Genomic DNA, 24524 nt, shown 5'->3' with positions numbered 1-24524 from the left:
ATTTTGCAGCGCTACCATCGCGCCATGCCCGATACCACCCGCTTTGACATCGCCACCCGGCTCATTCACGACAGCTACCGTCCGCCGGCCGGCTTCGAGAGCGTGCAGCCGCCGGTGTACAAGGCCTCCACCGTGCTGTTTGCCGACACCGCCGCCCTGCGCGCCAGCCGCTGGGAAGACCGCAGCGGCTACACCTACGGCCTGCACGGCACGCCGGCGAGCTACCTGCTGGAGCAGCGCATCGCCGCGCTGGAAGGCGCCAGCCACTGCCTGCTGGCACCCAGCGGCCTGGCGGCGATCAGCGTGACCGCGCTCGCGCTGCTGGGCCAGGGCGATGAGGTGCTGCTGCCGCACAACGTCTACGGCCCGAACAAGGCGCTGAGCGTGGACCTGCTGCAGCGCTACGGCATTGGCTGCGGCTTCTACGACCCCATGGACGCGCAAGACCTGGCCGCCCGCATGGGGCCTGCCACGCGCCTGGTATGGCTGGAGCCGCCCGGCTCGGTCACCATGGAATTCCCCGACCTGCCCGCGCTGGTGCGCGTGTGCCGCGGGCGCGGCGTTACCACGGCGCTGGACAACACCTGGGGCGCAGGCCTGGCGTTTGCGCCTTTTGACCTGCTGGGCGACGCCAGCCTCGGGGTGGATGTGTCGGTGCACGCGCTGACCAAATACCCCAGCGGCGGCGGCGACCTCTTGATGGGCGCGATCAGCACGCGCAGCCGCGCGCTGCACGAGCGCATTCAGCGCTGCCACATGCACCTGGGCATGGGCGTGGCGGGCAACGACGTCGAGGCGGTGCTGCGCGCGCTGCCCGGCATGGCGCTGCGCTACCGCGCGCAAGACCGCGCGGCGCGCGAGCTCGCAGGCTGGCTGCAGGGGCAGGGCGCGGTAGCCCAGGTGCTGCACCCGGCGCTCGCGGGCAGCCCCGGGCATGCGCATTGGCAGCTGCTGTGCGCCCGGGGCGGCGAGGGCCTGGCCGCGGGCATCTTCAGCGTCGTGATCGATGCGCGCTACACCAGCGCCCAGGTGGATGCGTTTTGCGACGCGCTGCAGCACTTTCGCCTGGGCTACAGCTGGGGCGGGCCGCTGAGCCTGGTGATGCCCTACCAGCTTGCCGCCATGCGCGCCGCCACGCCAACGCAGCTCGCGCCGGGCACGGTGGTGCGCTTTGCCATCGGCCTGGAAGGCGTGGAAGACCTGCGCGCCGACCTGGCCCAGGCAATGGAGCGTGTTTTTGGCATCTAGCCCTTGCTGGTCAAGCGCTGGCAGCTATTGCATCAATAGCGCTCAAGACAGCATGGGCTGAAGCGCCTTCCACACGTTGTCCAGCAGCAGCGGCTGGGCCTGCACGCTGGGGTGGATGCGGTCGGCCTGGAACAGCGCCGTGGGGTCGGGCGCATTGGCCACGCCTTCGAGCAGAAAGGGCACGAGCGACGCTTGGTGCTCGCGCGCCAGGGTCTCGAACAGCCCGGCAAAGCGCCGGGTGTAGTCGGCGCCGTAGTTGGGCGGCACCTGCATGCCCACGAGCAGCAGCCGCGCGCCCGCCTGCCGCACCTGGCGCGCCATGGTCGCGAGGTTGTCCTCGGTGGAGGACAGCGGCAGGCCGCGCAGCGCGTCGTTGCCGCCGAGCTCGAGGATGACGATGTCCGGCTTGTGCCGCGCCAGCGCCGCCGCCAGGCGCGAGCGCCCGCCCGCCGTGGTGTCGCCGCTCACGCTGGCGTTGACCACGCTGGCCTCGCGCCGCTGCGCTGCCAGGCGCTGGCGCAGCAGCGCCACCCAGCCGCTGCCCTGGGGCAGGCCGTACTCGGCACTCATGGAGTCGCCCACCACCAGAATCACCGGCGCGGCACCCGCGGCGCGGGCCGGCGGGGCGCAGGCTGCGCAGGCAAGCAGGATAAAGTCGCGCCGGTTGACCGCGCGCCGCTGAAAGCTCTTCATGTCCCTGGTTCCATCTTCCGAAACCCCGCTCGTGCAGGTGCAAGGCCTGGGCAAGACGGTGACCGACGCCACAGGCAGCTTCGACATTCTCACGGATATCGATCTGACGCTGGCGCGCGCGCAAACCCTGGCCATCGTCGGCGCCTCGGGTTCGGGCAAGAGCACGCTGTTGTCGCTGATCGCCGGGCTCGATCTGCCCACGCGCGGCAGCGTGCGCCTGGCCGGGCAAGAGCTGTTCGCGTTGAATGAAGACGGGCGCGCCGCGCTGCGCGCGCGCGAGCTGGGCTTCGTGTTCCAGAGCTTTCAGCTGCTGGGCCACCTGAGCGCGCTGGAAAACGTGATGCTGCCGCTGGAGCTCGCCGGCCGGCGCGACGCGCGCGCCCGGGCCACGCAGATGCTCGAGCGCGTGGGCCTGGCGCAGCGTGCGCGCGCCTATCCGCGGGTGCTCTCGGGCGGCGAGCAGCAGCGCGTGGCGCTGGCGCGCGCCTTCGTGGTGCAGCCGGCGCTGCTGCTGGCCGACGAGCCCACCGGAAGCCTGGACCACGCGAGCGGCGAGAGCGTGATGCAGCTCATGCTGCAGCTGAACCGCGAGCAGGGCACGGCGCTGGTGTTGGTCACGCACGACCAGGGCATTGCCGCGCGCTGCGAGCAGCGCATCACGCTGCAGGCCGGGCGCATCGTGCAGCGCACTCAGAGCTGAAAGCCGATGGTAGTGACGATGCCTTCAGCCAGGTCGCGCAGCCAGTTGGGCGTGCCCGAGGTGGCGCGCTCGCCCTGCTCGGCGGTCTGCACTATCCACTGCCCCAGCCATTCGATTTCGTCGGGGCCGTAGAACGCGGCCATGGCCTCGTAGTTGATGAACAGGCTGCGGCTGTCCAGATTGGCCGAGCCGCACAGCGCCAGTGCTTCGTCCACCACCACCGCCTTGGCATGCACCATGGCCGGCAGCAGACGCACGTTCACGCCCGCGTCCACCAGCGTGCGCACCGCCCGCCCGCGCGCCCAGTCGGCCAGGCGGTGGTTGGAGCGCGCGGGCAGCACCAGGGTGATGTTCAGCCCGCGTTTGGCGGCCAGCACCAGCGCCTCCAGCAGGCCTTCGTCGGGCACGAAGTAGGGCGTGGCCAGCAGCAGGCGCCGCTCGGCATGGAAGGCGGCGGACACCACCAGCGCGTGCAACACGTCCTCATGAAAGTCCGGACCGCTCGCTACCCAGTGCGCCAGGCGCAGCGCACGCGGCTCGTCGCCGTGCAGCGGCGCGTCTGCGGCCGGCGGCTGCAGCGCCGCTTTGGCCGCCGCGGCCTGCGCCGCCTCCTGGCGCGCAAAGCGCTCGGCATAGCCCAGACGCGGCGCCCTGCGCGCGCCGCGGGCGATGCGCCAGTCGCCGTCAAACAGCGCCTGCGCCTGCGCGGCCAGCGGCCCGTGGGCGACAAAGCTCAGATCCAGCCAGGGCGGACCCTCGCCCGCATGGGTGAAGTATTCATTGGCGATGTTGCGCCCGCCGGCCCACAGCAGCGCGCCGTCGGCGATCACCGCCTTGCGGTGGTTGCGCAGATTGGTGCGCCCGCGCCCGGGCAGACCCAGCGCCGGCACGAACAGCCGCGTGCGCACGCCCATGGCCTGCAGCATGTCGTCGTGGCGGTGCGCGCTCTTGAGGCTTCCTATGCTGTCTACCAGCAGGCGCACGCGCACGCCGGCGCGCGCGCGCTCGGCAAGCGCGCTGGCCACCGCCGCGCCGACTTCGTCATCGCCGAGCACGTAGGTGCAGATGTCCAGCGTGTGCCGGCTGGCCGCGACCACCTCGCGCAGCTGCGCCAGCGCCTCGGCGCCGTCGGCGGCAAAGCGCACGCTGCGCTGCGGGCGCGCGCCGGCCACGCCCAGCGAAGCCAGCAGGCGCGTGGCCCAGATCGGCGCGGCATGCGCCCAGGGGCCGGCCGGCGCGGGCTGGGCCGGGGTGAGCGGGCGAATCAGCTTGCGCGTGCCAAAGACCAGGAACAGCGGCAGGCCCAGATAGGGAAAGGCCGCAATGCCCAGCACCCAGGCCATGGCCGCATAGGGGTGGCGCCGCTGCTGGCGAATGCGCGTGACCACCACATAGGTGAGCAGCCCCGCGGCCACGAAGGCGCTGTGTTCCAGGGGCGAGATGTGGGGCAGTTGCAGCATGCGTTGGCGGACCGGGCGGTTCGGCCCGATGATGCCCCAAGCGGCTGCGCCCACACACGGATAATCGCGCGCCATGGCTGATCTCAAAGTGCTTTTCGGTTTTCATGCGGTGGGCGTGCGCCTGAAGACCGCGCCCGCCAGCGTCATGGAGGTTTTGCACGACCCCACGCGGCGCGACGCGCGCATGCGCCAGTTCCTGCAGCGCGCGCGCGAAGCCGGTGTGCGCCTGGTGGAAGCCGACAGCGTGCGCATCGCGCGTCTGGCCGGCACGCACGGCCACCAGGGCGTGGCGGCGCGGGTGCAGGAACTTGCGCGCAGCCATTCGGTGGACGACCTGCTCGACAGCCTGCAGGCGCCGCCGCTGCTGCTGGTGCTCGACGGCGTGACCGATCCGCACAATCTGGGCGCCTGCCTGCGCGTGGCCGACGGCGCGGGCGCGCACGCCATCATTGCGCCCAAGGACCATGCTGCCGGCATCAACGCCACCGTGGCCAAGGTGGCGAGCGGCGCGGCCGAGACCGTGCCCTACTTCATGGTCACCAACCTCGCGCGCCAGCTCATGGAGCTCAAGGAACGCGGCATCACCGTCGTGGGCACGAGCGACGATGCACCGCAAACCCTGTACCAGGCGGACTTGCGCGGGCCGCTCGCGCTGGTACTGGGCGCCGAAGGGCAGGGCATGCGTCAGCTCACGCGCAAGCGCTGCGACGTGTTGGTGTCCATCCCCATGCACGGCGCGGTGGAGAGCCTGAACGTCTCGGTGGCCAGTGGCGTATGCCTCTACGAAGCACGGCGTCAACGTGGATGAAATTGGCCTCCAGCGCCCGTGGATACTGTGCTGGCAGCTATCTTTCAAGTAGCAAAAGCGCCTGCGTTGACCTGAACGCAGCGCCTGCCGATACTGCCGGGCGTGACTGAAACCGCCCGCCCCCGAAGCCGCCTGCAGCGCCTGCGCGCTCGCCTGGGCCGGCGCACGCTGCATGCGCTGCTCGCCGCGCTGCTGGCCTTGCTGGCCTGGGCCGACGGGGCGCACTGGCATGTGCTTGAAGCGCTGGACAACCGCGTGGGCGATGCGCTGCTGCGCTGGGACGCGGCGCGGCGCACGCCGCCGCCCGACGTGGTGCTGGTGGACATAGACCAGAACTCGCTCATGGACCCGCAAATGCTGGAGCTGGCGGGCACCTGGTCCTGGCCGCGCGCCATCCATGCCGAGCTGCTCACCGCGCTGGCCGCCCACGGCCCCCGGGCCATGGTGCTCGACCTGATCCTCTCGCCGCCCGACCGTCTGCACCCGGAAAACGACGCCGCCCTCGCCGCAGCGCTGCACGACGAGCGCATCTTCGTGCCCATGATCCTGATGCCCGAGTCGACGCAGCAGGCGCCGCTGGCGCTCGCCCCCGAAGCCATGGGCATACGCCGCGGCCCGGCGGCCCGGCCCGATGCGCGCTACGGCATCGACGCGCCCATCGCGCTGCCGCCCGAGCTCTGGCGCACCGGCTACATCAACTTCATCAAGGACGCCGACGGCCTGGGGCGCAGCATCGAGCTGGGCCGCGAGGTCGAGGGCTGGTGGCTGCCGCACATCGTCGGGCGCGTGGCCGACCGGCTGGGGCTGGCGCGCCCGGGCACGCCGGCGTTTCGCCTGCACTGGTATGGCCGCAGCTTTACCCGCATCCCCTACGCCGAGGTCTATCTGGCCGCGCTGAGCGAGGGGCAGGCGCTGCCCTTTGACCCCGCGGGCAAGATCATCATCATCGGCGCGACCGCCTCGGGTCTGCTGGACTTCGTGCCCACGCCGGTGGCCGCAACCACGCCAGGCCCCTTCGTGCTGGCGACGGCGCTGGCCAATCTGCAGCAGGGCGACTGGCTGCGCGAGGCGCCGCGCTGGCTCAGCCCGGCGCTGGCGCTGGGGCTGGTGCTGGCGATTGCCGCGGCCTTCGTGCTGCGCCTGTCGCCGCTGTGGCCGGCGGCGCTGCTGGGCACGGCGGCCGTGGCCTCGGTGGCCGCATCGGCGCTGCTGCTGGGCAGCCAGGTGTACTGGGTGCCTACGTCGGCCCTGGCCATGGGGGCTCTGGCGCTGCTGTCTTTCGGGCTGCTGTCCTCGCGCCTGGAGATGGCGCAGCGCCGCCATGTGCAGGCGATGTTCTCGCGCTTCGTCGATCCGCGCATCGTGCAGGATCTGTCCGAGGCGCAGCAGGTGGCGCAGGCCGAGGTCTCCGCCAGCCGCGAGGTGACGGTGCTGTTTTCCGACATCCGCGGCTTCACCAGCCTGTCCGAGCACCGCCAGCCCGAGGAGATCGTGGCGCTGCTCAACCGCTATTTCGAGATGCAGGTGGAGGTGATCTTTCGCCACGGCGGCACGCTCGACAAGTTCATCGGCGACGCCATCATGGCCTTCTGGGGCGCGCCCATGGCGCAGGGCGACCATGCCGAGCGCGCGGTGCGCGCGGCGCTGGGCATGTCCGAGGCGCTCGAGCGCTTTGCTGCCGAGGTCGCGCGCGAGCTGCCGGGCACGCGCTTCGAGATCGGCATAGGCATACACAGCGGGCCGGCGGTGGTGGGTTTTCTCGGCACCTCCCGGCGCCTGGACTACACCGCCATCGGCGACACGGTGAACCTGGCCAGCCGCATCGAAGGCTGCACCAAGGGCGTGGCGCGCATCCTGGTGTCCGAAGCCACGCGTGAGCTCTGCGGCGAGCGCCTGGCCTTTGCAAACCACGGCGCCTTCAGCGTCAAGGGGCGCGAACAACAGGTGCTTTTGTACGAGCCGCTGCCTACAATGGCCGCCACGAGAACAGCCTCCGGCACAGGGGGCAGCACAGATGGAGGTGAACCATGAGCTACCACACACGCAGCCGCGGCTGGCGCTGGCTGGTCTTTGCGGCCTTGCTCGCCTGGGGCTTGCTTGCCGGCGCCCAGACGCACGAGGTGAGCACGGCGACGCAGTTGCGCGCCACACCCTCGCTCAATTCCCTGGTGCTGCAGCAACTGCCGGCGGGCACGCCGCTGCAGGGCGTGCAGACCCAGGGAGGTTGGCTCAAGGTGCAGGCCGGCGAACAGCAAGGCTGGGTGCGCCTGACCCATGTGCGCACCACGACGGCGCGCGCGCCCGCGGCCAGCGCCAACCCGCTCGCCAGTCTGTTCACCGGCGCGAGCAACCAGCCTACCGCCACCACCGGCACGCGCGGCCTCACGCAGGAAGAACTCGCTTCGGCCCAGCCCGCACCGCAGGAGGTGCGCCGGCTTGAGCAGCACGCGGTCAGCGCGCGCGAGGCGCAGCAGTTTGCACGCAGCGGCAAGCTCGCGGCCACCGCGATTGCCGACTACGACGGAGGCGCGCAATGAGCCTGATGACGAATCTGCGCTGGCTGCTTGCCAGCGCCGGCGCCGCCGTGCTGCTGGGCTGCGAAACCATGTCCGGCGGCGGCCTTGGAGGCCTGACTGCCGCGCTCGGCAGCCTGGGCGGCGGGGGCAGCACCATGAGCGGGGTGCAAAACGTGGTGCAGGGCGCTTCGGCCGCGTTCAAGGACTACAGCCCCGAAGAAGAGCGCGAGCTGGGCAACGGCTTTGCCTCGGTGCTGCTGGGCGCGCGTCCCCTGCTGCGCAACGACGAGGTGCAGCGCTACGTCAACCGCGTGGGCCTGTGGGTGGCCGAGCAGGCCGATACGCGCAAGGACGGCGCCGGCCGGCCGATCGCCTACCAGTGGCGCTTTGGCGTGATCGACTCCGACGCGGTCAACGCCTACGCCACGCCGGGCGGCTACGTCTTCGTCACGCGCGGCCTGCTGCGCACACTCAAGTCCGAAGCCGAGCTCGCCGGCGTGCTGGCCCACGAGATCACCCACGTGGTACGCGGCCACTATCTGGCTGCTGTCAAATCGGGCGGCTTTGCCCAGATGGCCGGCGGCATCATCGAGGCGCGCAGCGGCAATTCCGCGCTGAGCGGCCCGATGATCAGCATGGTGCGCAACATCTACGCCAAGGGGCTGGACCAGTCCGACGAATACGACGCCGACCGCTACGCCCTGCTGTGGGCCGCGCGCGCCGGCTATGCGCCCTCGGGCCTGGTGCAGTCGCTGCACGCGCTGGCCGCAGGCTCGGCGCAGGACGCCAACTACCAGATGCTGTTTGCCACCCACCCGCCGGTGGCCGAGCGCATTGCGCGGCTGGACCCGCTGCTCGCCGGCAAGTTCGCCGGGCTCACTGGCGTGAGCAACGAGGCGCGCTACCTGGCGCTGCGCAGATCGCTCGATTGAACTTGCCTGCGCCGCCGGGCACTTGTCTTTGCGGCCGGCTCAGGGCGTGCGCGCGTGCTGCTGGTCGGCGCTGAGCATGCCGCAGAGCGTGCGGCACAGCGCCACCACGCCGTGGTTGTGGATGCGGTAGAAGACCTGGTTGCCGCGGCGCTCGCGCGCCAGGATTTCGGCGCGGTAGAGCACGTTCAGATGCTGACTCAGGTTGGGCTGGGTCGTGTCGATCTCGGCCAGGATCTCGCTCACGTTCTTCTCGCCCGCGCACAAGGAGCTGATGATCTTGAGCCGCACCGGCGTGGACATGAGCCGGAAGATGTCGGCGGCGCGCTCGAACACCTGCTCGGGCGGCTCGGCGTGCCGATCCGCCGGGACGATCTGAAGCAGGGGCGCAGAAGACATCTTGGCGCAGGACTATAGCGCCTGAGCTGAGCCCTGCAACTGCTGCGCCGGCACCGGGCGGCCGAAGTGGTAGCCCTGAAAACCGTCGCAGTGGCGGCTGCGCAGCCATTCGAACTGCTCGCTCGCCTCTATGCCTTCGGCAATCACGCGCAGCTCCAGCGTGCCGGCCAGTGCCATGATGGTCTGGGCGATGGCGGCGTCGTTGGGGTCGGTGAGGATGTCGTCCACGAAGGATTTGTCGATCTTGATGATGTCCAGCGGCATGCGCCGCAGATAGCCCAGCGAGGAGTAGCCGGTACCGAAGTCGTCGAGCGCAAAGCGCACGCCGCGCGCGCACAGCTGCTGCATCTTGGCGATGCTCTGCTCCATGTCCTCGTGGAACATGCTCTCGGTGAGCTCCAGGCACAGCAGGTGGGCGCTGGCGCCGGTTTCGTCGAGGATGGAGCGCACCACGCCGACGAAGTCGGGGTCGCGCAGTTGGCGCGCGCTGATGTTCACCGACACCGTGCGCCGGCGCATGGCAGGGTCGAGCGCCCACTCGGCGAGCTGGCGGCAGGCGGTCTGCAACACCCAGGTGCCTATGGGCAGGATCAGGCCCGACTGTTCGGCCTGTTCGATGAAGGCGAGCGGCGGCACCTGGCCGCGCAGCGGGTGCTGCCAGCGCAGCAGCGCCTCATAGCCTATTGGCTGGCGGTTGCGGTCGACGATGACCTGGTAGTGCAGCTGCAGCTCGCCCTGGCTCAGCGCCATGCGCAGGTCGGACATCAGGCTGGCGCGGTGCTCCACCTCGGTCTGCATGCTGGGGTCGAACAGGCAGATCTGGTTGCGCCCGCGTGCCTTGGCGCGGTAGAGCGCCATGTCGGCGCGCTTGAGGATGTCGTCCTGCGTCGTGCCCGTGCCCTGGAACAGCGACAAACCCATGCTGGCCGAGGTGTGCACCACGCGCGCGCCGAGGTTGAAGGCGCGCTCCAGCGCAGCGCGCACCTTCTCGCCTATGGCCAGGGCCTCTTCACCCGCGCCGTGGCGCTCGCTGCTCAGGCCGTTGACCAGAATCACGAACTCGTCGCCGCCAAGGCGCGCGACCATGTCCACGGTGCGCAGGTTGCGCTGCAGCCGCCGCGCCACGCAGCGCAGCAGCTCGTCGCCCTGGTCGTGCCCCTGGGTGTCGTTGACCTCCTTGAAGTTGTCCAGGTCCAGCAGCATCACCGCGCTGTGGCTGCCGCTGCGCGAACTGCTGGTGCAGGCCTGCTGCACATGGTCGACGATCAGGCGCCGGTTGGGCAGGCCGGTGAGCTCGTCGTACAGCGCCATCTCGCGCGCCTGCTGCTCCGACGTCTTGCGTTCGGTGATGTCGGTGCGCAGCGTGATGTATTGCTGGGGCGCGCCGTCGCTGCGCGTGAAGGGCACGATGGTGGTTTGGGTCCAGAACAGGCTGCCGTTTTTGGCGCGGTTGCAGATCTCGCCGGTCCACACCTGACCGGCTTCCACCGTGCGGCTGATCTCCTCGTCAAAGCTCGGCGGGTGCATGCCCGAGCGGATACGCGCGTAGGTGTGGCCAATGAGTTCGTCGCGCCGGTAGCCCGAGATCTCGCAGAACTTGTCGTTCACCTGCGTGATCGTGCCCTCGGCGTTGGAGACGGCGACGATGGCGTGCGCGTCGAGCGCGGCCTTCAGGTCCGCCGCCTCCTGCAGCGACAGGCGCGTCATGAGGCGGGTGTTTTCCTGCTCGGTGTTGTCCACCAGCGTGAGCAGCACGCCCTCCACGCTGCCGTTGGCCGCATGGCGCGGCGCGGCCCGCGCGTCCAGACTCAGCAGCACCACGCCGCCCGCTTCCTCGCGCAGGTCGAAACGCACGTGCTGCCCGTTCAGTGCGCTTTTGAGCTGCGCCAGCACCAGGTCTCTCTGTTCGTAGGGCACCTGGCCCAGCCAGGAGGTGCCGGCGAGCTCCTTGCGGTGCATGCCGGTGCGCCGCGTGTGCGCCGGATTGGCGTAGTGGTAGTTCAGCGCGGGGTCGAGCAGCACGACCTCGACCGGCATCTCGGCCATGGCGGTGAGGATTTCGCGTGTTTGCCGCGCGATGGTGCGCTGCGACTGCTGCAGCCGCTGGTGCGGGTGGGCGACGCCGATCTGGTGCCAGGCGCTGTACAGCAGCGCGTAGGCGCTCGCGCGCAGCAGCCAGGCGGCGATGTCGGCGCCGTCGAGCGTGCCAAAGTGCCCTATGAACAAGGCCCGGCTCAACGCCAGCACGAAGCAGGCCGCAGCGATCTGCAGCGACAGCAGCAGCGGGCGCTGGCGCCAGTGGCGCAGGAACAGCACGGCGCTGACGAGGCACAGCGCAATGCCCGCAAGCTGCAGCACCAGCCCCGTCGCCGACATGCCCGCGCCCAGTTGCGGGGTGTAGAGCAGCAAGGGCAGCGCCGGCGCGGCCAGCCCGAGCAGCCCCAGCGCGCCGGCCAGCACGAGCGCGGCCGCGAGCCACAGCAGCCGCCGCCCGGCAAAGCCCAGCAGCAAGGCCAGGTAGAACAGGTAGGCCGCCTCTATCGTGCGCGCCAGCGTGCGGTAGAAGAAAGTGAGCGTCATGCCCTGCGCAGGGCTGTAGCCGGGCATGCCTTCGAAGCTGAACAGGCTCATGGTGTCCAGCGCGGCGATCAGCACCCAGCCAAAGAGCACCACGTTGGCCGAGCGCTGGTGGTTTTCGCGGATATCGTTCCAGGCGAGCGCTGCCATGCCCAGCATCATCGCCAGCGCAAACACCTCGGTGAACAGGTGCAGGCCGAGCGCAGTGCGCCCGCTCAGCCAGCCGGCGCTCCAGCCCGGAAAAACGGCGGCGAGCGCGCACACGGCGGCGGCAAGGGCGCAGCCTCCGAGGTATCTGAGCTCGACGGGGCGTAGCAAGGGGTGGGTCTCCTGACGGCATGCTGGCGATGCCTGCGTTCGCGCTTGCCGTTTTTTTTGCTGCGGATATTACCCGCAAGTGCTGGCAATGCGCAGGCCCGGACGCGCTCTCAGGGCGCGACTCGCCGCCGCACGAAGACCAGGTCGCGCACGCCGTGGCCCAGGCGCAGGCCGCGGTTCTCGAACTTGGTGAGCGGCCGGTAGCCAGGGCGCTCGGCCCAGGGCGTGCCGGTGTTGCTCAAGAGCGGCTCGGCCGAGAGCACCTGCAGCATCTGCTCTGCATAGGGCTGCCAGTCGGTCGCGCAGTGCAGGTAGCCCCCAGGCGCCAGGCGGCTGGCCAGCAGCGCCACCAGCGGCGGCTGGATCAGCCGGCGCTTGTGGTGGCGCGTCTTGTGCCAGGGGTCGGGAAAGAAGATGTGCACGCCGGCGAGCTGGCCGGGTGCGAGCATGTGGGTGAGCACCTGCACGGCGTCGTGGCGCACGATGCGGATGTTGCCAAGGTCTTGCTCGCCGATGCGCTTGAGCAGCGCGCCCACGCCGGGCTCGTGCACCTCGCAGCACAGGAAGTTGTCGCCGGGGCGGGCCTGGGCGATCTGCGCCGTGGCTTCGCCCATGCCGAAGCCAATCTCCAGGATGAGCGGCGCGGCGCGGCCAAAGGCGGCTGCGGCATCGATAACCGCTGGTGCGTAGTCGAGCAGATAGCGCGGCCCCAGCTCGGCCAGCGCTCTGGCCTGGCCGGCGGTGGTGCGCCCGGCGCGCAGCACGAAGCTGCGGATGCGCCGCTCGCGGTGCTCGGGCTCGGCGGGGGAAGGCTGCTCTTGGGTCACGGCGCGCGATTGTAGGTGTCGCGCCATGCGCCGACCCAGAGGGCCAGCGCCTGGGCGACAGTGCCTTGGCGCGGCGCCTCGGGCAGGGCTAGCACGCGCGCGGCGGCCGCCAGCGCGGTCAGGGGTGCGCGGGTGTCGAGCGCCGGCGCGCCATGCTGCTTGGAGAGCTTTTCGCCGTCGCTCGCGCGCACCAGCGGCGTGTGCAAATGGCGCGGCGTGGGCAGGCCCAGCGCCGCCTGCAGCAGCATCTGGCGCGGGGTGTTGTCGGCCAAGTCTTCGCCGCGCACCACGTCGGTGATGCCCTGGTCTGCGTCGTCCACTACCACGGCCAGCTGGTAGGCCCAGAGGCCGTCGGCGCGGCGCAGCACGAAGTCGCCTACCTCGCGCGCCACGTCCTGGCTTTGCGCTCCCAGGCGCCGGTCCTGCCAGCGCAGCCTGCTGCCTTCTACTGAAAAATGAGCTGCTGGCGCTTTGCTGGTCTGCGTTTGCGGCCAATTTGAAAGGTATTTTTCAAGATGAAAACGCCAGGCCCGCGCGGGCTTGCCGTGCAGGCCGGCGCGGCAGGTGCCGGGGTAGGGCCGATCGTGGTGGCGTTGGTGTGCGCTGCCGTGCGCGGCCAGCGCGGCGTCGATGTCGCGGCGCGTGCAGGCGCAGGGGTAGGCCAGGCCGCGCGCCAGCAGCACGTCCAGCATCTGCTGGTAGTGCGCGCCGCGCTGCGACTGGTACAGCGGCGGGGCGTCGGGCAGCAACTGGCAGTCGGCCAGCTGGGCCAGGATGCGCTCAGCCGCGCCAGCGCGGCAGCGGCCGCTGTCCACGTCTTCGATGCGCACCAGCCAGCGGCCGCCGGCGGCGCGCGCGTCCAGCCAACTGGCCAGCGCCGCGACCAGCGAGCCCGCGTGCAGCGGCCCGGTGGGCGAGGGGGCAAAACGACCCAGGTACATGCAGACGATCGATATCAAGCCGATGGGCGGCGGACGGGGCGCGCAAGGCAGCCAGGGCCATCGCCTCAGGTGGCGACGGCCAGCGCCAGCTCCAGCCCCGAGACGAAGGCGTCTTCCAATCTGTGGCCCAGGCACCAGTCGCCGCAGGCGCCCAGGTGCAACGCCTTGTCCCAGACGAAGGACTGGCCCAGCGCGACCTGGGTTTGCGCATGCGGCCAGAGCAGGGCGCGCGCCGCGCTTGGTGTGGCGCGGATGCCGGTGATTTCGGCAAAGGCCTTGAGCAGCTTGTCCTGCACGCGCTGCGCGCTGTCCGTGCGGTGCTCTTCGGACCAGGCGGGGCTGGCCTGCACCGTCCAGCGCTCGATCTGGGCGCGCGCGGGCTTGGACGATTCACGTGCCAGCCAGGCCACGCGGTGGTGGGTGCTGCGCGCCGCGTTCCATTGCGGGCCCAGCGTGGTCAGGCCCGGGCGCACCGCCTGCGCAAAACTGAGCATCAGCGTCCAGCACGGGGCCATGCGCACCTGCGCCAGGGCCGGCGCCCAGGCGGGGCGCAGGCCAGAGGCTTGCAGCAGCGCCAAGGCCTCGGGCGCGGGCAGGGCCAGCAGCAGCGCGTCGAAACTGCCCGCGTCTTGCACATCCTGCCCGCCAGCGCTGGCGGCGGTGTGCAGTCGCCAGCGCGCGCCCAGGCGCTTGAAGCCCGTGACCTGCAGGCCGGTGTGCAGTTGCGCCAGGGGCTCGGCCCAGGCGGCGGCCAGCGCGTCCATGCCGGGCTGGGCTACCCAGTGCGCCTCGCCGGGCGGCGGCGCGGCGCTGACCACGCGGCCCGCGCCGTCGAGCACGCGCACCGTGCTCGCGCTCCAGGGGCGGCACAAGCCGGGCACGGTCTGCAGCGCGCGGGCAAAGCGCTCGTCGCGCACCGTGAAGTACTGTGCGCCGGCGTCGAAGCCGCCGGCCGGGCTCTGCAGCGTGCGGGTGCGCCCGCCGACGCGCTCTGCCTGCTCGAACACGCTCACCTTGTGGCCCGCCTGCGCCAGCGTGCGGGCACAGGCAATGCCGGCAATGCCGGCGCCGACGACGGCGTAATGCTGGGGCTTGCGCCGGGTCTGGGCGGGGGCTTGCGCGGGCATGGCGGTCTTCCGTGGTGGCACTGGCCGCACTCTACACGCGCGCGGCCAGCACACCCGCGAGCGGCCCGCGCCGCCGTGCATGCCGCGCGGCGCCCTTGGCAAACCCGGCAATGCACCCACATGGGACGATGGCACCCATCCGACCCAGGAGGACTCTTCATGCTCACCCTGCGCAAGGCCAGCGAGCGCGGCCTGGCCGACCACGGCTGGCTCAAGTCGCTGCACAGCTTTTCGTTTGCCGACTACTACGACCCGCGCCACATGGGCTGGGGCAATCTGCGCGTGATCAATGAAGACCGCATTGCGCCGGGCAGCGGTTTCGGCACGCACGGACACCGCGACATGGAGATCATCAGCTACGTGCTCTCGGGCGAGCTCGCGCACCGCGACAGCATGGGCAACGTGCAGGCGATACCGCCGGGCGAGGTGCAGCGCATGAGCGCGGGCAGCGGCGTGATGCACAGCGAGTTCAACCACGCCCAGGGGCAGGAGACGCACTTTCTGCAGATCTGGATCCTGCCCGACGCCCAGGGCGTGTCGCCGAGCTACGAACAAACGCGCGTGCCCGACAGCGCCAAGCGCGGGCGTCTGCACCTGATCGCCGCGCCCATGGGGCAGGGCGGCGCGGTAGGCATGCACGCCGACGCGCGCCTGTATGCCGGTCTGTTCGACGGCGATGAGGCGGCGCGCCTGGCGATCGCGCCGGGGCGCAAGGCCTACGTCCATCTGGTGCGCGGGGCGCTGCAGGTCAACGGCGTGGCGCTCGCGGGCGGGGACGCGGCGCTCCTGCAGGACGAAGCGCAGATCGCGCTGGCGCAAGGCCAAGGGGCCGAGGTGCTGGTCTTCGATCTTGCTCCGTGATATCAAAACAATAGCTGCCAGCGCTTGATGGACGGGCGCTGGAGGCCGATTTGACTCACAAGTTCAGTCAAAGCGCTTCCAGGCGCCATCGAGCAGCAACTGGTGCGGTTTGAAGCGTGTCTTGTAATTCATCTTCGGGCTGAGCGCGATCCAGTAGCCCAGATAGACGTGCTCCAGCCCCATGGCGCGCGCCTGCTCGATCTGCCAGAGGATGCTGTAGGTGCCGTAGCTCGCGTCTTCGTCCGGGTCATAGAAGGTGTAGACGGCCGACAAGCCGTTGTCCAGGATGTCCAGCACCGACACCATGCGCAGAAGGTCGGGGCCGCCGCCGGGCTGGGGCTCGCGAAACTCGATCAGGCGCGAGTTGACCCGGCTTTGCAGCAGGAACTGGGTGTACTGGTCAATGCTGTCGTGGTCCATGCCGCCGCCGCTGTGGCGCACCGCCTGGTAGCGCAGGTAGAGCTGGTAGTGCTCGGGCACGAAATGCAGGCGCAGCGCGCGCGCCTGCAGATTGCGGTGACGCCGCAGGGCGCGCCGCTGGCTACGGTCGGGCTTGAAGTCCTGCGCCAGGATGCGTATCGGCGTGCAGGCGTTGCAGCCTTCGCAATGCGGGCGGTAGGTGAACATGCCGCTTCGGCGAAAGCCCTGGGCGATGAGCTCGGAATACACCCCGCTGTGGATCAGATGGCTGGGCGTGGCCACCTCCGAGCGCGCCATGCGCCCCGGCAGGTAGCTGCATTCGTAGGGCGCCGTGGTGTAGAACTGCAGCGCCTGCAGCGGCAGGTCGTTGAGTTGGGTCATGCTGTGATGGCAGGCAAAAGCTCGTCCCAGCATTGTGGTGCAAAACGCCAATCCAGCGCCGCCAGTATGCGTGCCTGCGCCACATGCGCGAGGAAGTCCTCGCGCTCGATCTCGCGCGCGCCCAGCGACGCCAGATGGCGCGTGTTCTGCTGGCAATCGATCAGCCGCACCCCCTGGGCGCGGCACAAAGCCACCAGCGCCGCCAGCGCGATCTTGGAGGCATCGCGCGCGTGCGCGAACATGGATTCACCGAACACCGCGCGCCCCAGCGCCACGCAGTACAGACCGCCCACGAGCCGTCCCTGCACCCAGGTCTCGACGCTGTGGGCAAAGCCTGCGGCGTGCAAGGCTTCGTAGGCGCGCACCATCTGCGGCACGATCCAGGTGCCCGCCTGGCCCGCGCGCGCGGTACTCGCGCAGGCGTGGATCACCGCGGCAAAGTCGCTGTCCACGCGCAGCGCGTGCCCTGGCGCGGCGCGAAAGCGCTTGAGCGTCTTGCGCAGCGAGGCATGCAGGCGAAATTCATCCAGATGCAGCACCATGCGCGGCGCCGTGCTCCACCAGAGGATGGGCTGGTCCTCGCCAAACCACGGAAAAATCCCCTGGGCATAGGCCGCCACCAGGTGCGGCACGTCCAGCGCGCCGCCCGCAGCGAGCAGACCGGGCATGGGGCTGTCCGGCCCCCAGCTCGTTTGCGGCGGCGGAAACGGGTCGTGCGCCGCCAGCCAGGGGATGGGGCCGCTCATGCCTGCCGCGCCGCGTGAGTGCCCGCTCAGAGCCCGAGCTTGTGCGCCACGTAGTCCGCGTCCTTGTCGCCCCGGCCCGAGAGGTTCACGAGGATGTTCACCTCCTTGCCCAGCCCGGGCGCCACGCGCATGGCCCAGGCGACGGCGTGCGCGCTCTCCAGCGCCGGCACGATGCCCTCCACGCGCGACAGGCGCATGTAGGCATCGAGCGCCTGCTGGTCGTCGGCCAGCTCGTACTGCACCCGGCCAATGTCCTTGAGGTAGCTGTGCTGCGGCCCGATGCCGGGGTAGTCCAGGCCCGAGGCGATGCTGTGCACGGCTGCGGGCACGCCCGGCGCGTCTTCCAGCACGTAGCACTTCATGCCGTGGATTTCGCCGGGCTTGCCCATGGTGAGCGTGGCCGCGTGGCGCCCGGGCTTGTCCGTGCCTTCGCCCGCGGGCTCCACGCCCACGAGCTTCACGCTCTCGTCCTCAAGAAAGGCGGTGAACAAGCCCATGGCGTTGGAGCCGCCGCCCACGCAGGCCGCGGCATAGTCGGGCAGCTTGCCGTGGCGCGTCAGGAATTGCTCGCGCGCCTCGCGCCCGACGATGCTTTGAAAGTCGCGCACCATCATCGGAAACGGGTGCGGCCCGACCACCGAGCCGATGGCGTAGAAGAAGTTGGTCGGGTCCTTCAGGTATTCCTCGAAGGCGTTGTCCACCGCCTCCTTGAGCGTGGCGGCGCCGCGCGTGACCGGCACCAGCGTCGCACCCAGGATGCGCATCTTGGTGACGTTGGGGTGTTCTTTTTCGATGTCCACCTGGCCCATGTGGATCTCGCAGGGTATGCCTACCAGCGCGCAGGCCGTGGCCAGCGCCACGCCGTGCTGGCCCGCGCCGGTCTCGGCAATCACCTTGGTCTTGTTCATGAACCTGGCCAGCAGCGCCTCGCCCAGGCAGTGGTTGATCTTGTGCGCGCCGGTGTGGTTGAGGTCTTCGCGCTTGAGGTGAATCTGCGCGCCGCCGAGCTGCTGCGACAGGCGCCGCGCGTGAAAGATGGGGCTGGGCCGGCCGACGTAGTCCGTCTGCAGCTCGCGCAGCTCTTGCTGGAAGTCCGCGCGCTGCGTGATCTCGGCGTAGGCCTTGGCAATGTCGTCCATCGCCTGCTTGAGAAACGGCGGCACCAGCTGGCCGCCGTAGGGGCCGAAGAAGCCCTGGGCGTCGGGCATGGGTGCGAACGGGTTGGTCATGGGGGCTCTCCTGTGCTGGTCGTTGCGAAGGGACTTGGCGTGCCGCCGGCGCGGGCGATTGTGGCACGCGGCCCCGGCGGCGCTGGCGCTGCGCGGGCATGCGTCTTGCCGGACAAGGGCGCGCACCGTGCACCGCCACGCGAGTTCACGGACACGCAGTTTCCAACCCACAGGAGTATTTACATGAAACACTTTTCCAAGCAACTCCGTTGTGCCCTGGCCGTCTCGGCCTGCATGCTGGCCACCGCCGGCATGGCGCAGACGCAGAATTCCGGCACCAACGACGCATCCACCAACGCCACCGGCACGTCCAGCTCCACCATGGGCACGACGGGCGACGCCAATCGTCCCAACGCCGGCGCTACCGGCACCAGCCAGCAGTCCTCGCAATCCGGGTCAAGCAACGCTGCTGCCAACAGCAGCGGCAACACCAGCAACAGCAGCAACACCAACTCGGGCAGCTCCAGTTCCAGCAACAATGCGGGCAGCAGCAACTCGGCGGCCGGCACCAATTCGGACATGGCCAATCGCAACAACCCGCACGACACGCGCAGCAATGCCAACGGCGTGCGCAGCAATACGAACGCCACGGGTTCCACCGCTTCGGGCAACAACGCGGGTCAGGCGCGCTCTGGCAACGTGCCCGCGGGCAGTGCCAACCGCAATCAAGACCCCAACGACAACAACAACCGTACGCGCGCTGCACGCAGCGACCGCGGTTGATCCCTCGAGCGCGGCGGCCCGCGGTGCGCGACCTGGTGTCGCAACCGGGCCGTGGCGCCGCCCCGTCTGCCTGCGGGCAGCGCGCGCTGGCACGGGCTTGAACGCCCCACGGTCATTCGCGCCCCACACCTCTTCTCTCTGCACAGCTGCGTGTGCCCCGCGCCTTGAGCGCCGGACAAGGCCGCGCTGGCATGTGTCTCCCCTTCTGATCCGCCTCATTCAGGAACACCGTCATGTCCATTGATCACACCCACAGTCCTCGCGCGCGCGAGCCCGCCACTTCTACCCTGAGCGCCCGCAGGCCGCGTGGCCTGCGCCCGGGAGCAGGCGTAGCGCTGCTTGCTGCCGTGTTCCTCGCGGCGGGCGGCGCCCAGGCGGCCGATGCTGCCGGCACTGCCGCCAGCAGCGCTGCGGCGGCGCACACGCAGGGTGCCACGCAGAGCGACGCGGCGCCGACGGCGCTGCGCGGCAAGGACAAGCTCGCGCATGCCGACGCCTCCTTCCTCAAGGATGCCGCCCAGAACAACCAGGCCGAGATCAAGGGCAGCGAGATGGCGCTGGAGAAGGCCAGGAACGCGCAGACCAAAGCGTTCGCCCAGCAGATGCTGAACGACCACCGCAAGGCGGGACAGGAGCTCGAACGTCTGGCTGCCGCCAAGGGTGTGGACCTGCCCGACGATGCCTCGCTGATGCAAAAGGCCAAGCTCGAGCTGCTCAATCTGGCCAACGACAAGGACTTCGACCGCATGTACGCCGAAAGCGTCGGCGTGAAGGCCCACAAGGACACGATAGAACTGTTTCGCAAGGCCGCGCAGGAAGCCAAGGACCCGGACGTGCGTGCGTTTGCCACGCGCACCCTGCCCACGCTGGAGCACCATCTGCAAGAAGCGCATGAGCTGCCCGGCGCCCCTGCCGAAAAGAGCGCTGCGGCGCGCTGAAACCGCTTTGCGGTTCATGGGGCGGCGCAGCGGGTACGCGGTTTGCCTGTCATGTCTTGCCGGCCGCTTTGCCGGCATTCACCAACGGAGATCAGCATGACGCAAACCCAACGCAACGAACCCGGACAGAAACAACCGCAGAGTTCGTCGCCCAACCACACACCGCAGCATCAGCAAACCGCCCCTTCGCACCAAGGTCAGGGCAAGGATCAGCAAGCCGCTCCCTCGCACCAAGGCCAGCACAAGGACCAGCAAGATGCACGGCGCACCACGCACAACGAAAGTGAGCGCGGCCAGCAGCACCGTCAGGTGTGAAGCCCGGCAGGCCGCCCCCGGCATTTGCCGGGGCGCGGCCCGCTCCTATTTCAAGCCCGGGCCGTCCAGAAGTTGTACGGCGCCAGGCAGGCGGCAGCGGCCCGGCATTGCGACGGCGCCGCTGCCTTGCCATTGAGGCACGCTCAGCGCCGCAAGTCCCGATGACGCCGCCAGCGAGCGCGTGATGCCGCCATCCCCGCCCGCCAAGCCGTGCAGCAGCCCTTGCGGCAAGCGCACGGGTCCCGGCGCTGCCGAGCAGCAAGCCGACCCGCGGCACCCACGCCTTGCCTACAACACCTGTCCCCCAAAGAGCACCGACCATGAACGACGAACAACACCCATCCGCGCGCAGCGACGACACCTTGCAGACCCAGCGGGAGATACAACAGCGGCAGGACCGCCGCGACCGCCAGGCGTCCGACAAAGAGAAGGACCAGGGCGCGGCCCAGGCAGGCGCGCGCATCCAGCCCGAAACCATGCCTGCGCAGCATCTGCAAAAGCCCGGCAGCGAAGCGGCGCTGGAGCTTGCCCCGCGCTTTCTCGCGCCCGACTACCGCGGCAGCGGCAAGCTGCAGGACAAGGTGGCCCTGGTCACCGGTGGTGACTCGGGCATAGGCCGGGCCGTGGCGGTGCTCTTCGCGCGCGAGGGCGCGGACGTGGCCATCGTCTTTCTCAGCGCGCAGCAGGACGCCGAGCACACCAAGGAATGCGTGGAGCGTGAGGGGCGGCGCTGTCTGCTGCTGCAAGGCGACGTGAAGGACAGCGGGTTTTGCGAACAGGCGGTGCGCGAGACGCGCGAGACCCTGGGCGGCCTCGACGTGCTGGTGAACAACGCCGCCTTCCAGGAGCATGCCCAAAGCATCGAGGACATCAGCGACGAGCGGCTCAACGAGACGCTGCAGACCAACATCGGCGGCTATTTCCGCATGACGCGCGCCGCCGTGCCACACCTGGGCAGCGGCGCGGCGATCATCAACACCGGCTCGGTCGTGGGCCTGCGGGGCAGCGCGCATCTGCTCGATTACGCGGCCACCAAGGGCGCCATCCACGCCTTCACCAAGGCGCTGGCGAGCAATCTCGTCGCCAAGGGCATACGCGTCAACGCCGTCGCACCCGGCCCGGTATGGACGCCGCTCAACCCCGCAGACCTGCCGGCGAAGAAGGTGGCCGAGTTCGGCAAACAAACCGACATGAAGCGGGCCGCACAACCCGAGGAGTTGTCGCCCGCCTTCGTCTTCCTTGCTTCGCCGGTGATGTCGGGCTATGTCACCGGCATCGTCTTGCCAGTGACCGGCAGCATAGGCGCGATCTGAGCCTTGCCCAGCGCCGGCTGGGCCGCGTGCAGCATGCCGGCGCGCGTCAAGCCGTCTTCGACCAGCGCGCACAGCACGTGCCCGACGAAGATGTGCGCCTCCTGAATGCGCGCGGTGATGGACGAAGGCACGACGATGGCCGCGTCGCAGGTTTCCCCAAGGCGCCCGCCGCTGCGCCCGGTCAGCGCCACCGTGGCAATGCGCATGCGCCGCGCGGTTTCCACCGCGCGCAAGACGTTGGGGGAATTGCCCGAGGTCGATATGGCCACGAGGCAGTCGCCGGCTTGCCCGAGCGCGCCCACCTGGCGCGCAAACACCTGCTCGAAGTCGTAATCGTTGGCGATGCAGGTGAGCGCCGAGCTGTCGGTGGTCAATGCCATGGCCGCGAGTGGCCGGCGGTCGTGCACGAAACGCCCGGTGAGCTCGGCCGCAATGTGCTGGCTGTCGGCGGCCGAGCCGCCGTTGCCGCAGAGCATGAGCTTCTTGCCCGCCACCAGCGACTGCACCAGCATGGCCGCAGCGGCTTCCACTTCTTCCTGAATCGCGACCAGACCGTCGAACAGCAGGCGGTGCTCGCGCAGCGCGCGCCGGTAGGGCGGATCGGGCAACCAGGACGAGGGACCGAAGCCGGCCCTCGAGGGTGCGTGCATGACTTTCATTTCGCTATCTCCATATTGCCAATGTGAAACGCCCGCTCGAGCAGCGCTGTCGTCGAGCGGCCCGGCAGGTAATCGAGCACCACGGCGGAGCCACCCCACTGACGCATCAGCTCGGCCTCCAGCAGGGGCTTGTTGCGGTAGTCGCCACCCTTGACGTAGATGTCGGGGCGCAGCTGGGTGAGCAAGGCGAGCGGCGTGGCCTCGTCGAACACGATCACCAGCGACACGCATTCGAGAGCCGCCAGCACCGCCGCGCGGTCCTCTTGCGGATTGACTGGCCGCCCGGGTCCCTTGCCCAGCTCGCGCGTGGAGGCGTCGCTGTTGACCCCGACGACCAGCGAGCCACCCAGGGCGCGCGCCGCCTCCAGACATTGCACGTGGCCGCGGTGCAGCAGATCAAAAACGCCGTTGGTGAACACCACCGGGCCTGCGAGCGCGGCCACCCGGCTCGGCCCTTGGGCGCGTGAACAGATCTTGGCTTCAGGCATGGCCGCTCCTCAGCCCACGGCGGCCCTGGCCGCTGGGCGCGCCGCGCCATGGTGCTGCCAGCGCGCTGCGGCATGTGCAGCGCCGTGGTGCGGCACCGATGCGCTGCGCGCCAACAGGTCGAGCGTCGCTTCGACCACGGTCTCGGGTGCAATGCGCAGCAGGCAGTCGTGGTGTATCTCGGGGCAGCGGCTCTTGAGGCAGTTGCGGCAGGGCACGTCGTGGCTGAGCACGCGCGCCGGAACCTGCCAGGGCGTGTGCTGCGGGTTGGTCAGCGCATACAAGACCACCACCGGCGTGCCCAGCGCGGCGGCCATGTGGGCCGGACCGGTGTTGTTGCACAAGAGCACCTGCGCACCATCGAGGAGCGCGGCGAGCTCGCCCAGGCCCAGTTTTCCGGCCAGGTCCACCGGCGCCTGACTCATCTGCGCCGCGGCCTGCGTCACCAGATCCGCCTCGCCGTCCGAGCCCGTGAATACCAGCTGCATGCCGGTACGCGCCTGCAGCGCCCGCGCGACCACGCCATAGAGCGGCGCCGGATAGCGCCGCGAGGCGGCGCGCGCCCCGGCGTGCACCACGATGTAGGGGCGGCGCACATCGCCGCCGGCCTCTGCCAGCGCGGCCTGCATGCGCAAGGCATCGGCGTGGTCGTAGCGCATGCGCAGGTGCTGGTCTTGCGTCTCGAAGCCGACCTCGCGCACCAGGTCAAGCTGGCGTTGCACCTCATGGCGGGCGCTGGCGATCTCGGTGTCGGGGTCGCGCACCCAGTCGGTCAGCAGCGCGTAGGGGTTTTCGCGGCTGTGCGCCAGGCGCAGCGGTATGCCCGCCAGTCTGCAGGCCAGCGCCGCTGGCAGCGCGCTTTGCGTGCACACGGTGAAGATCACCGCCGCGTCAAAGCCGCGCTGGGCGAGTGTGTTGATGAAGGCCAGATCGGCGCGGTGCGAGGACGGTTCGGCAGCCGGTGCGACCCAGGGGGCGGCGTAGACCAGCGTGTCGTCCACCACATCGACGTGGCGCGCGGTGCGCGCGCCCTCGATCGAGGTGAGCAGAGTCAGGCGTACGTCGGGCGAGCTCAGGCGCATGGCGGCAAGTGCGGGCGAGCTCATCAAGACGTCGCCCATGCTGTCCAGCCGCACCGCAAGGATGTTCCTGGCCCCAGCCCAGCCGGTTTTCAAGGCCATGAGGTCTCCCTGTCCGGCAGCACCATCATCTCGGCGATGACGGAGCCACGCGGCACGGTGAGCAGGAACACCACGGTGCGCGCGACGTTCTCTGGGTCCTGCAGCAGGCCGGTATCTATCCCCGGAAAGCGCTCCAGCAGAAAAGGCGTGCGCATGCCGCCGGCGAACAGCGTGCTCACCCGGATGCCGGCCTCGCGCAGCTCGACATGCATGGCTTTGCTCAGTCCGCGCAAGCCCCACTTGCTGGCGTGGTAGGCGCTGGCGTTGGGCCAGGCGCGCAGCGCGGCGGTGGACGCCACGTTCACGATGTGGCCGCCGCGGCCGGCATCGGCCGCGCGCAGCATCGGCAGCGCCGCCTTGGCCAGCAGGAAGGGGCCGTACAGGTTGGTCTGCACCACGCGCGCCCACTCGCCGGCGTCGATGTCCTCGATCGACTCGGTGACGTCGGTGCCGGCGTTGTTGATGAGCACATCGAGGCGCCCCCAGCGCGCATGGATGTCGCTGATCGCGTTGGCTACGTCGCCAGGCTGGCTGACGTCCATCTTGAGCGCCTGCGTGGCGCTGCCCTCGGGGTCGATGAGGCGTGCCACGCTCTCGGCTTTTTCGGCACCAATGTCTGCCAAAACCACCCGCGCGCGGGCTTGCACCAGTTGCCGCGCGATGGCCGCACCCAAGCCGCTGCCCGCGCCGGTGACGAGGACCGTCTTTCCTTCGAGTTCGTTCATTTTC

At 69.9% G+C, this 24524-nt stretch carries 25 protein-coding genes; 11 read left to right on the top strand and 14 right to left on the bottom strand.

Annotation, left to right across the window (positions count from 1 at the left end; genetic code table 11):
- Window positions 1-24: 24 nt before the first annotated feature.
- Window positions 25-1248 (top strand): PLP-dependent transferase, encoded by a 1224-nt coding sequence (locus tag KUD94_RS04945; RefSeq protein ID WP_218238692.1) that lies wholly within the window; start codon window positions 25-27, stop codon window positions 1246-1248.
- A gap of 42 nt (window positions 1249-1290) precedes the next feature.
- On the opposite strand, the gene KUD94_RS04940 is transcribed toward KUD94_RS04945, so the two are convergent.
- Window positions 1291-1941, bottom strand: a complete 651-nt coding sequence (locus tag KUD94_RS04940) for an arylesterase (RefSeq protein WP_255569072.1) — start codon at window positions 1939-1941, stop codon at window positions 1291-1293.
- On the opposite strand from KUD94_RS04940, the gene KUD94_RS04935 reads away from it, so the two are divergent.
- Complete coding sequence (locus KUD94_RS04935; RefSeq protein WP_255569070.1) at window positions 1940-2641, top strand: ABC transporter ATP-binding protein; 702 nt, start codon at window positions 1940-1942, stop codon at window positions 2639-2641. The two genes, KUD94_RS04940 and KUD94_RS04935, sit on opposite strands and share 2 nt — an antisense overlap.
- Here KUD94_RS04935 and KUD94_RS04930 read toward each other — a convergent pair.
- Window positions 2632-4101 carry a phospholipase D-like domain-containing protein gene (locus KUD94_RS04930; protein ID WP_218238689.1) on the bottom strand — a complete coding sequence of 490 codons (1470 nt, stop codon included), beginning with the start codon at window positions 4099-4101 and terminating at the stop codon, window positions 2632-2634. The two genes, KUD94_RS04935 and KUD94_RS04930, sit on opposite strands and share 10 nt — an antisense overlap.
- Before the next feature lie 73 nt (window positions 4102-4174).
- Between KUD94_RS04930 and rlmB the strand changes: the two genes are divergently transcribed.
- The 4 genes from rlmB (at window position 4175) to KUD94_RS04910 (ending at window position 8357) form a co-directional block, all read left to right on the top strand.
- Window positions 4175-4909, top strand: coding sequence for a 23S rRNA (guanosine(2251)-2'-O)-methyltransferase RlmB (rlmB, locus tag KUD94_RS04925; protein ID WP_218238688.1), 735 nt, complete (start codon window positions 4175-4177; stop codon window positions 4907-4909).
- 102 nt (window positions 4910-5011) lie between these two features.
- The gene (locus KUD94_RS04920; protein WP_218238687.1) at window positions 5012-6940 is read left to right on the top strand and encodes an adenylate/guanylate cyclase domain-containing protein; all 1929 of its coding nucleotides are present in this window, start codon (window positions 5012-5014) and stop codon (window positions 6938-6940) included.
- Window positions 6937-7446, top strand: a complete 510-nt coding sequence (locus tag KUD94_RS04915; RefSeq protein ID WP_218238686.1) for an SH3 domain-containing protein — start codon at window positions 6937-6939, stop codon at window positions 7444-7446. Before KUD94_RS04920 ends, KUD94_RS04915 begins: the two co-directional genes overlap by 4 nt.
- Complete coding sequence (locus KUD94_RS04910; RefSeq protein WP_255569068.1) at window positions 7443-8357, top strand: M48 family metalloprotease; 915 nt, start codon at window positions 7443-7445, stop codon at window positions 8355-8357. The genes KUD94_RS04915 and KUD94_RS04910 overlap by 4 nt, the downstream gene beginning before the upstream one ends.
- Before the next feature lie 39 nt (window positions 8358-8396).
- On the opposite strand, the gene KUD94_RS04905 is transcribed toward KUD94_RS04910, so the two are convergent.
- The 5 genes from KUD94_RS04905 to KUD94_RS04885 form a co-directional block, all read right to left on the bottom strand.
- On the bottom strand, window positions 8397-8753 hold the full coding sequence (locus KUD94_RS04905; RefSeq protein WP_218238685.1) for a helix-turn-helix transcriptional regulator: 357 nt from the start codon (window positions 8751-8753) through the stop codon (window positions 8397-8399).
- A gap of 12 nt (window positions 8754-8765) precedes the next feature.
- Window positions 8766-11648 (bottom strand): EAL domain-containing protein, encoded by a 2883-nt coding sequence (locus tag KUD94_RS04900; RefSeq protein WP_218238684.1) that lies wholly within the window; start codon window positions 11646-11648, stop codon window positions 8766-8768.
- A 110-nt stretch (window positions 11649-11758) separates the two neighbouring features.
- Entirely contained in the window at window positions 11759-12502 is a 744-nt protein-coding gene (gene trmB / locus KUD94_RS04895) for a tRNA (guanosine(46)-N7)-methyltransferase TrmB (protein WP_218238683.1), read from the bottom strand.
- Window positions 12472-13416 (bottom strand): tRNA glutamyl-Q(34) synthetase GluQRS, encoded by a 945-nt coding sequence (gene gluQRS / locus KUD94_RS04890; protein ID WP_218238682.1) that lies wholly within the window; start codon window positions 13414-13416, stop codon window positions 12472-12474. The genes trmB and gluQRS overlap by 31 nt, the downstream gene beginning before the upstream one ends.
- A 65-nt stretch (window positions 13417-13481) precedes the next feature.
- Window positions 13482-14543, bottom strand: a complete 1062-nt coding sequence (locus tag KUD94_RS04885; RefSeq protein ID WP_218238681.1) for an NAD(P)/FAD-dependent oxidoreductase — start codon at window positions 14541-14543, stop codon at window positions 13482-13484.
- 159 nt (window positions 14544-14702) lie between these two features.
- On the opposite strand from KUD94_RS04885, the gene KUD94_RS04880 reads away from it, so the two are divergent.
- Window positions 14703-15404, top strand: coding sequence for a pirin family protein (locus KUD94_RS04880; protein WP_218238680.1), 702 nt, complete (start codon window positions 14703-14705; stop codon window positions 15402-15404).
- Between the two features lie 63 nt (window positions 15405-15467).
- Here KUD94_RS04880 and KUD94_RS04875 read toward each other — a convergent pair whose 3' ends face one another.
- From KUD94_RS04875 to trpB, 3 genes are read right to left on the bottom strand one after another with little or no spacing between them, the layout of a single operon-like run.
- A complete protein-coding gene (locus KUD94_RS04875; protein ID WP_218238679.1) occupies window positions 15468-16205 on the bottom strand; it encodes an arginyltransferase in 738 nt (245 codons plus the stop codon).
- Window positions 16202-16951, bottom strand: coding sequence for a leucyl/phenylalanyl-tRNA--protein transferase (aat, locus tag KUD94_RS04870; protein WP_218238678.1), 750 nt, complete (start codon window positions 16949-16951; stop codon window positions 16202-16204). The genes KUD94_RS04875 and aat overlap by 4 nt, the downstream gene beginning before the upstream one ends.
- 26 nt (window positions 16952-16977) lie before the next feature.
- On the bottom strand, window positions 16978-18180 hold the full coding sequence (gene trpB, locus KUD94_RS04865) for a tryptophan synthase subunit beta (RefSeq protein ID WP_218238677.1): 1203 nt from the start codon (window positions 18178-18180) through the stop codon (window positions 16978-16980).
- A 183-nt stretch (window positions 18181-18363) separates the two neighbouring features.
- Between trpB and KUD94_RS04860 the strand changes: the two genes are divergently transcribed.
- From KUD94_RS04860 to KUD94_RS04845, 4 genes are all read left to right on the top strand, one after another.
- Window positions 18364-18903 carry a hypothetical protein gene (locus KUD94_RS04860; RefSeq protein ID WP_218238676.1) on the top strand — a complete coding sequence of 180 codons (540 nt, stop codon included), beginning with the start codon at window positions 18364-18366 and terminating at the stop codon, window positions 18901-18903.
- A 233-nt stretch (window positions 18904-19136) separates the two neighbouring features.
- Window positions 19137-19841 carry a DUF4142 domain-containing protein gene (locus KUD94_RS04855; protein WP_218238675.1) on the top strand — a complete coding sequence of 235 codons (705 nt, stop codon included), beginning with the start codon at window positions 19137-19139 and terminating at the stop codon, window positions 19839-19841.
- A gap of 96 nt (window positions 19842-19937) precedes the next feature.
- On the top strand, window positions 19938-20156 hold the full coding sequence (locus KUD94_RS04850; RefSeq protein WP_218238674.1) for a hypothetical protein: 219 nt from the start codon (window positions 19938-19940) through the stop codon (window positions 20154-20156).
- Window positions 20157-20476: 320 nt separating this feature from the next.
- Window positions 20477-21469: an SDR family oxidoreductase gene (locus KUD94_RS04845; RefSeq protein ID WP_218238673.1), complete on the top strand. Its 993-nt coding sequence runs from the start codon at window positions 20477-20479 to the stop codon at window positions 21467-21469.
- On the opposite strand, the gene KUD94_RS04840 is transcribed toward KUD94_RS04845, so the two are convergent.
- From KUD94_RS04840 to KUD94_RS04825, 4 genes are read right to left on the bottom strand one after another with little or no spacing between them, the layout of a single operon-like run.
- Window positions 21418-22128: an SIS domain-containing protein gene (locus tag KUD94_RS04840; RefSeq protein ID WP_255569067.1), complete on the bottom strand. Its 711-nt coding sequence runs from the start codon at window positions 22126-22128 to the stop codon at window positions 21418-21420. The genes KUD94_RS04845 and KUD94_RS04840 overlap by 52 nt on opposite strands.
- A complete protein-coding gene (locus KUD94_RS04835) occupies window positions 22125-22616 on the bottom strand; it encodes an adenylyltransferase/cytidyltransferase family protein (RefSeq protein WP_218238672.1) in 492 nt (163 codons plus the stop codon). Before KUD94_RS04835 ends, KUD94_RS04840 begins: the two co-directional genes overlap by 4 nt.
- Before the next feature lie 9 nt (window positions 22617-22625).
- Window positions 22626-23795, bottom strand: coding sequence for a glycosyltransferase family 9 protein (locus tag KUD94_RS04830; RefSeq protein WP_218238671.1), 1170 nt, complete (start codon window positions 23793-23795; stop codon window positions 22626-22628).
- The gene (locus KUD94_RS04825; RefSeq protein WP_218238670.1) at window positions 23786-24520 is read right to left on the bottom strand and encodes an SDR family oxidoreductase; all 735 of its coding nucleotides are present in this window, start codon (window positions 24518-24520) and stop codon (window positions 23786-23788) included. The genes KUD94_RS04830 and KUD94_RS04825 overlap by 10 nt, the downstream gene beginning before the upstream one ends.
- Between the last annotated feature and the right edge of the window lie 4 nt (window positions 24521-24524).

The sequence above is a fragment of the Comamonas sp. NLF-1-9 genome (genome assembly GCF_019195435.1).
Lineage (GTDB): Bacteria > Pseudomonadota > Gammaproteobacteria > Burkholderiales > Burkholderiaceae_C > Comamonas_C.
Note: the sequence above shows the minus strand (reverse complement) of the source record. Positions and strands in the feature narration are given on the sequence as shown.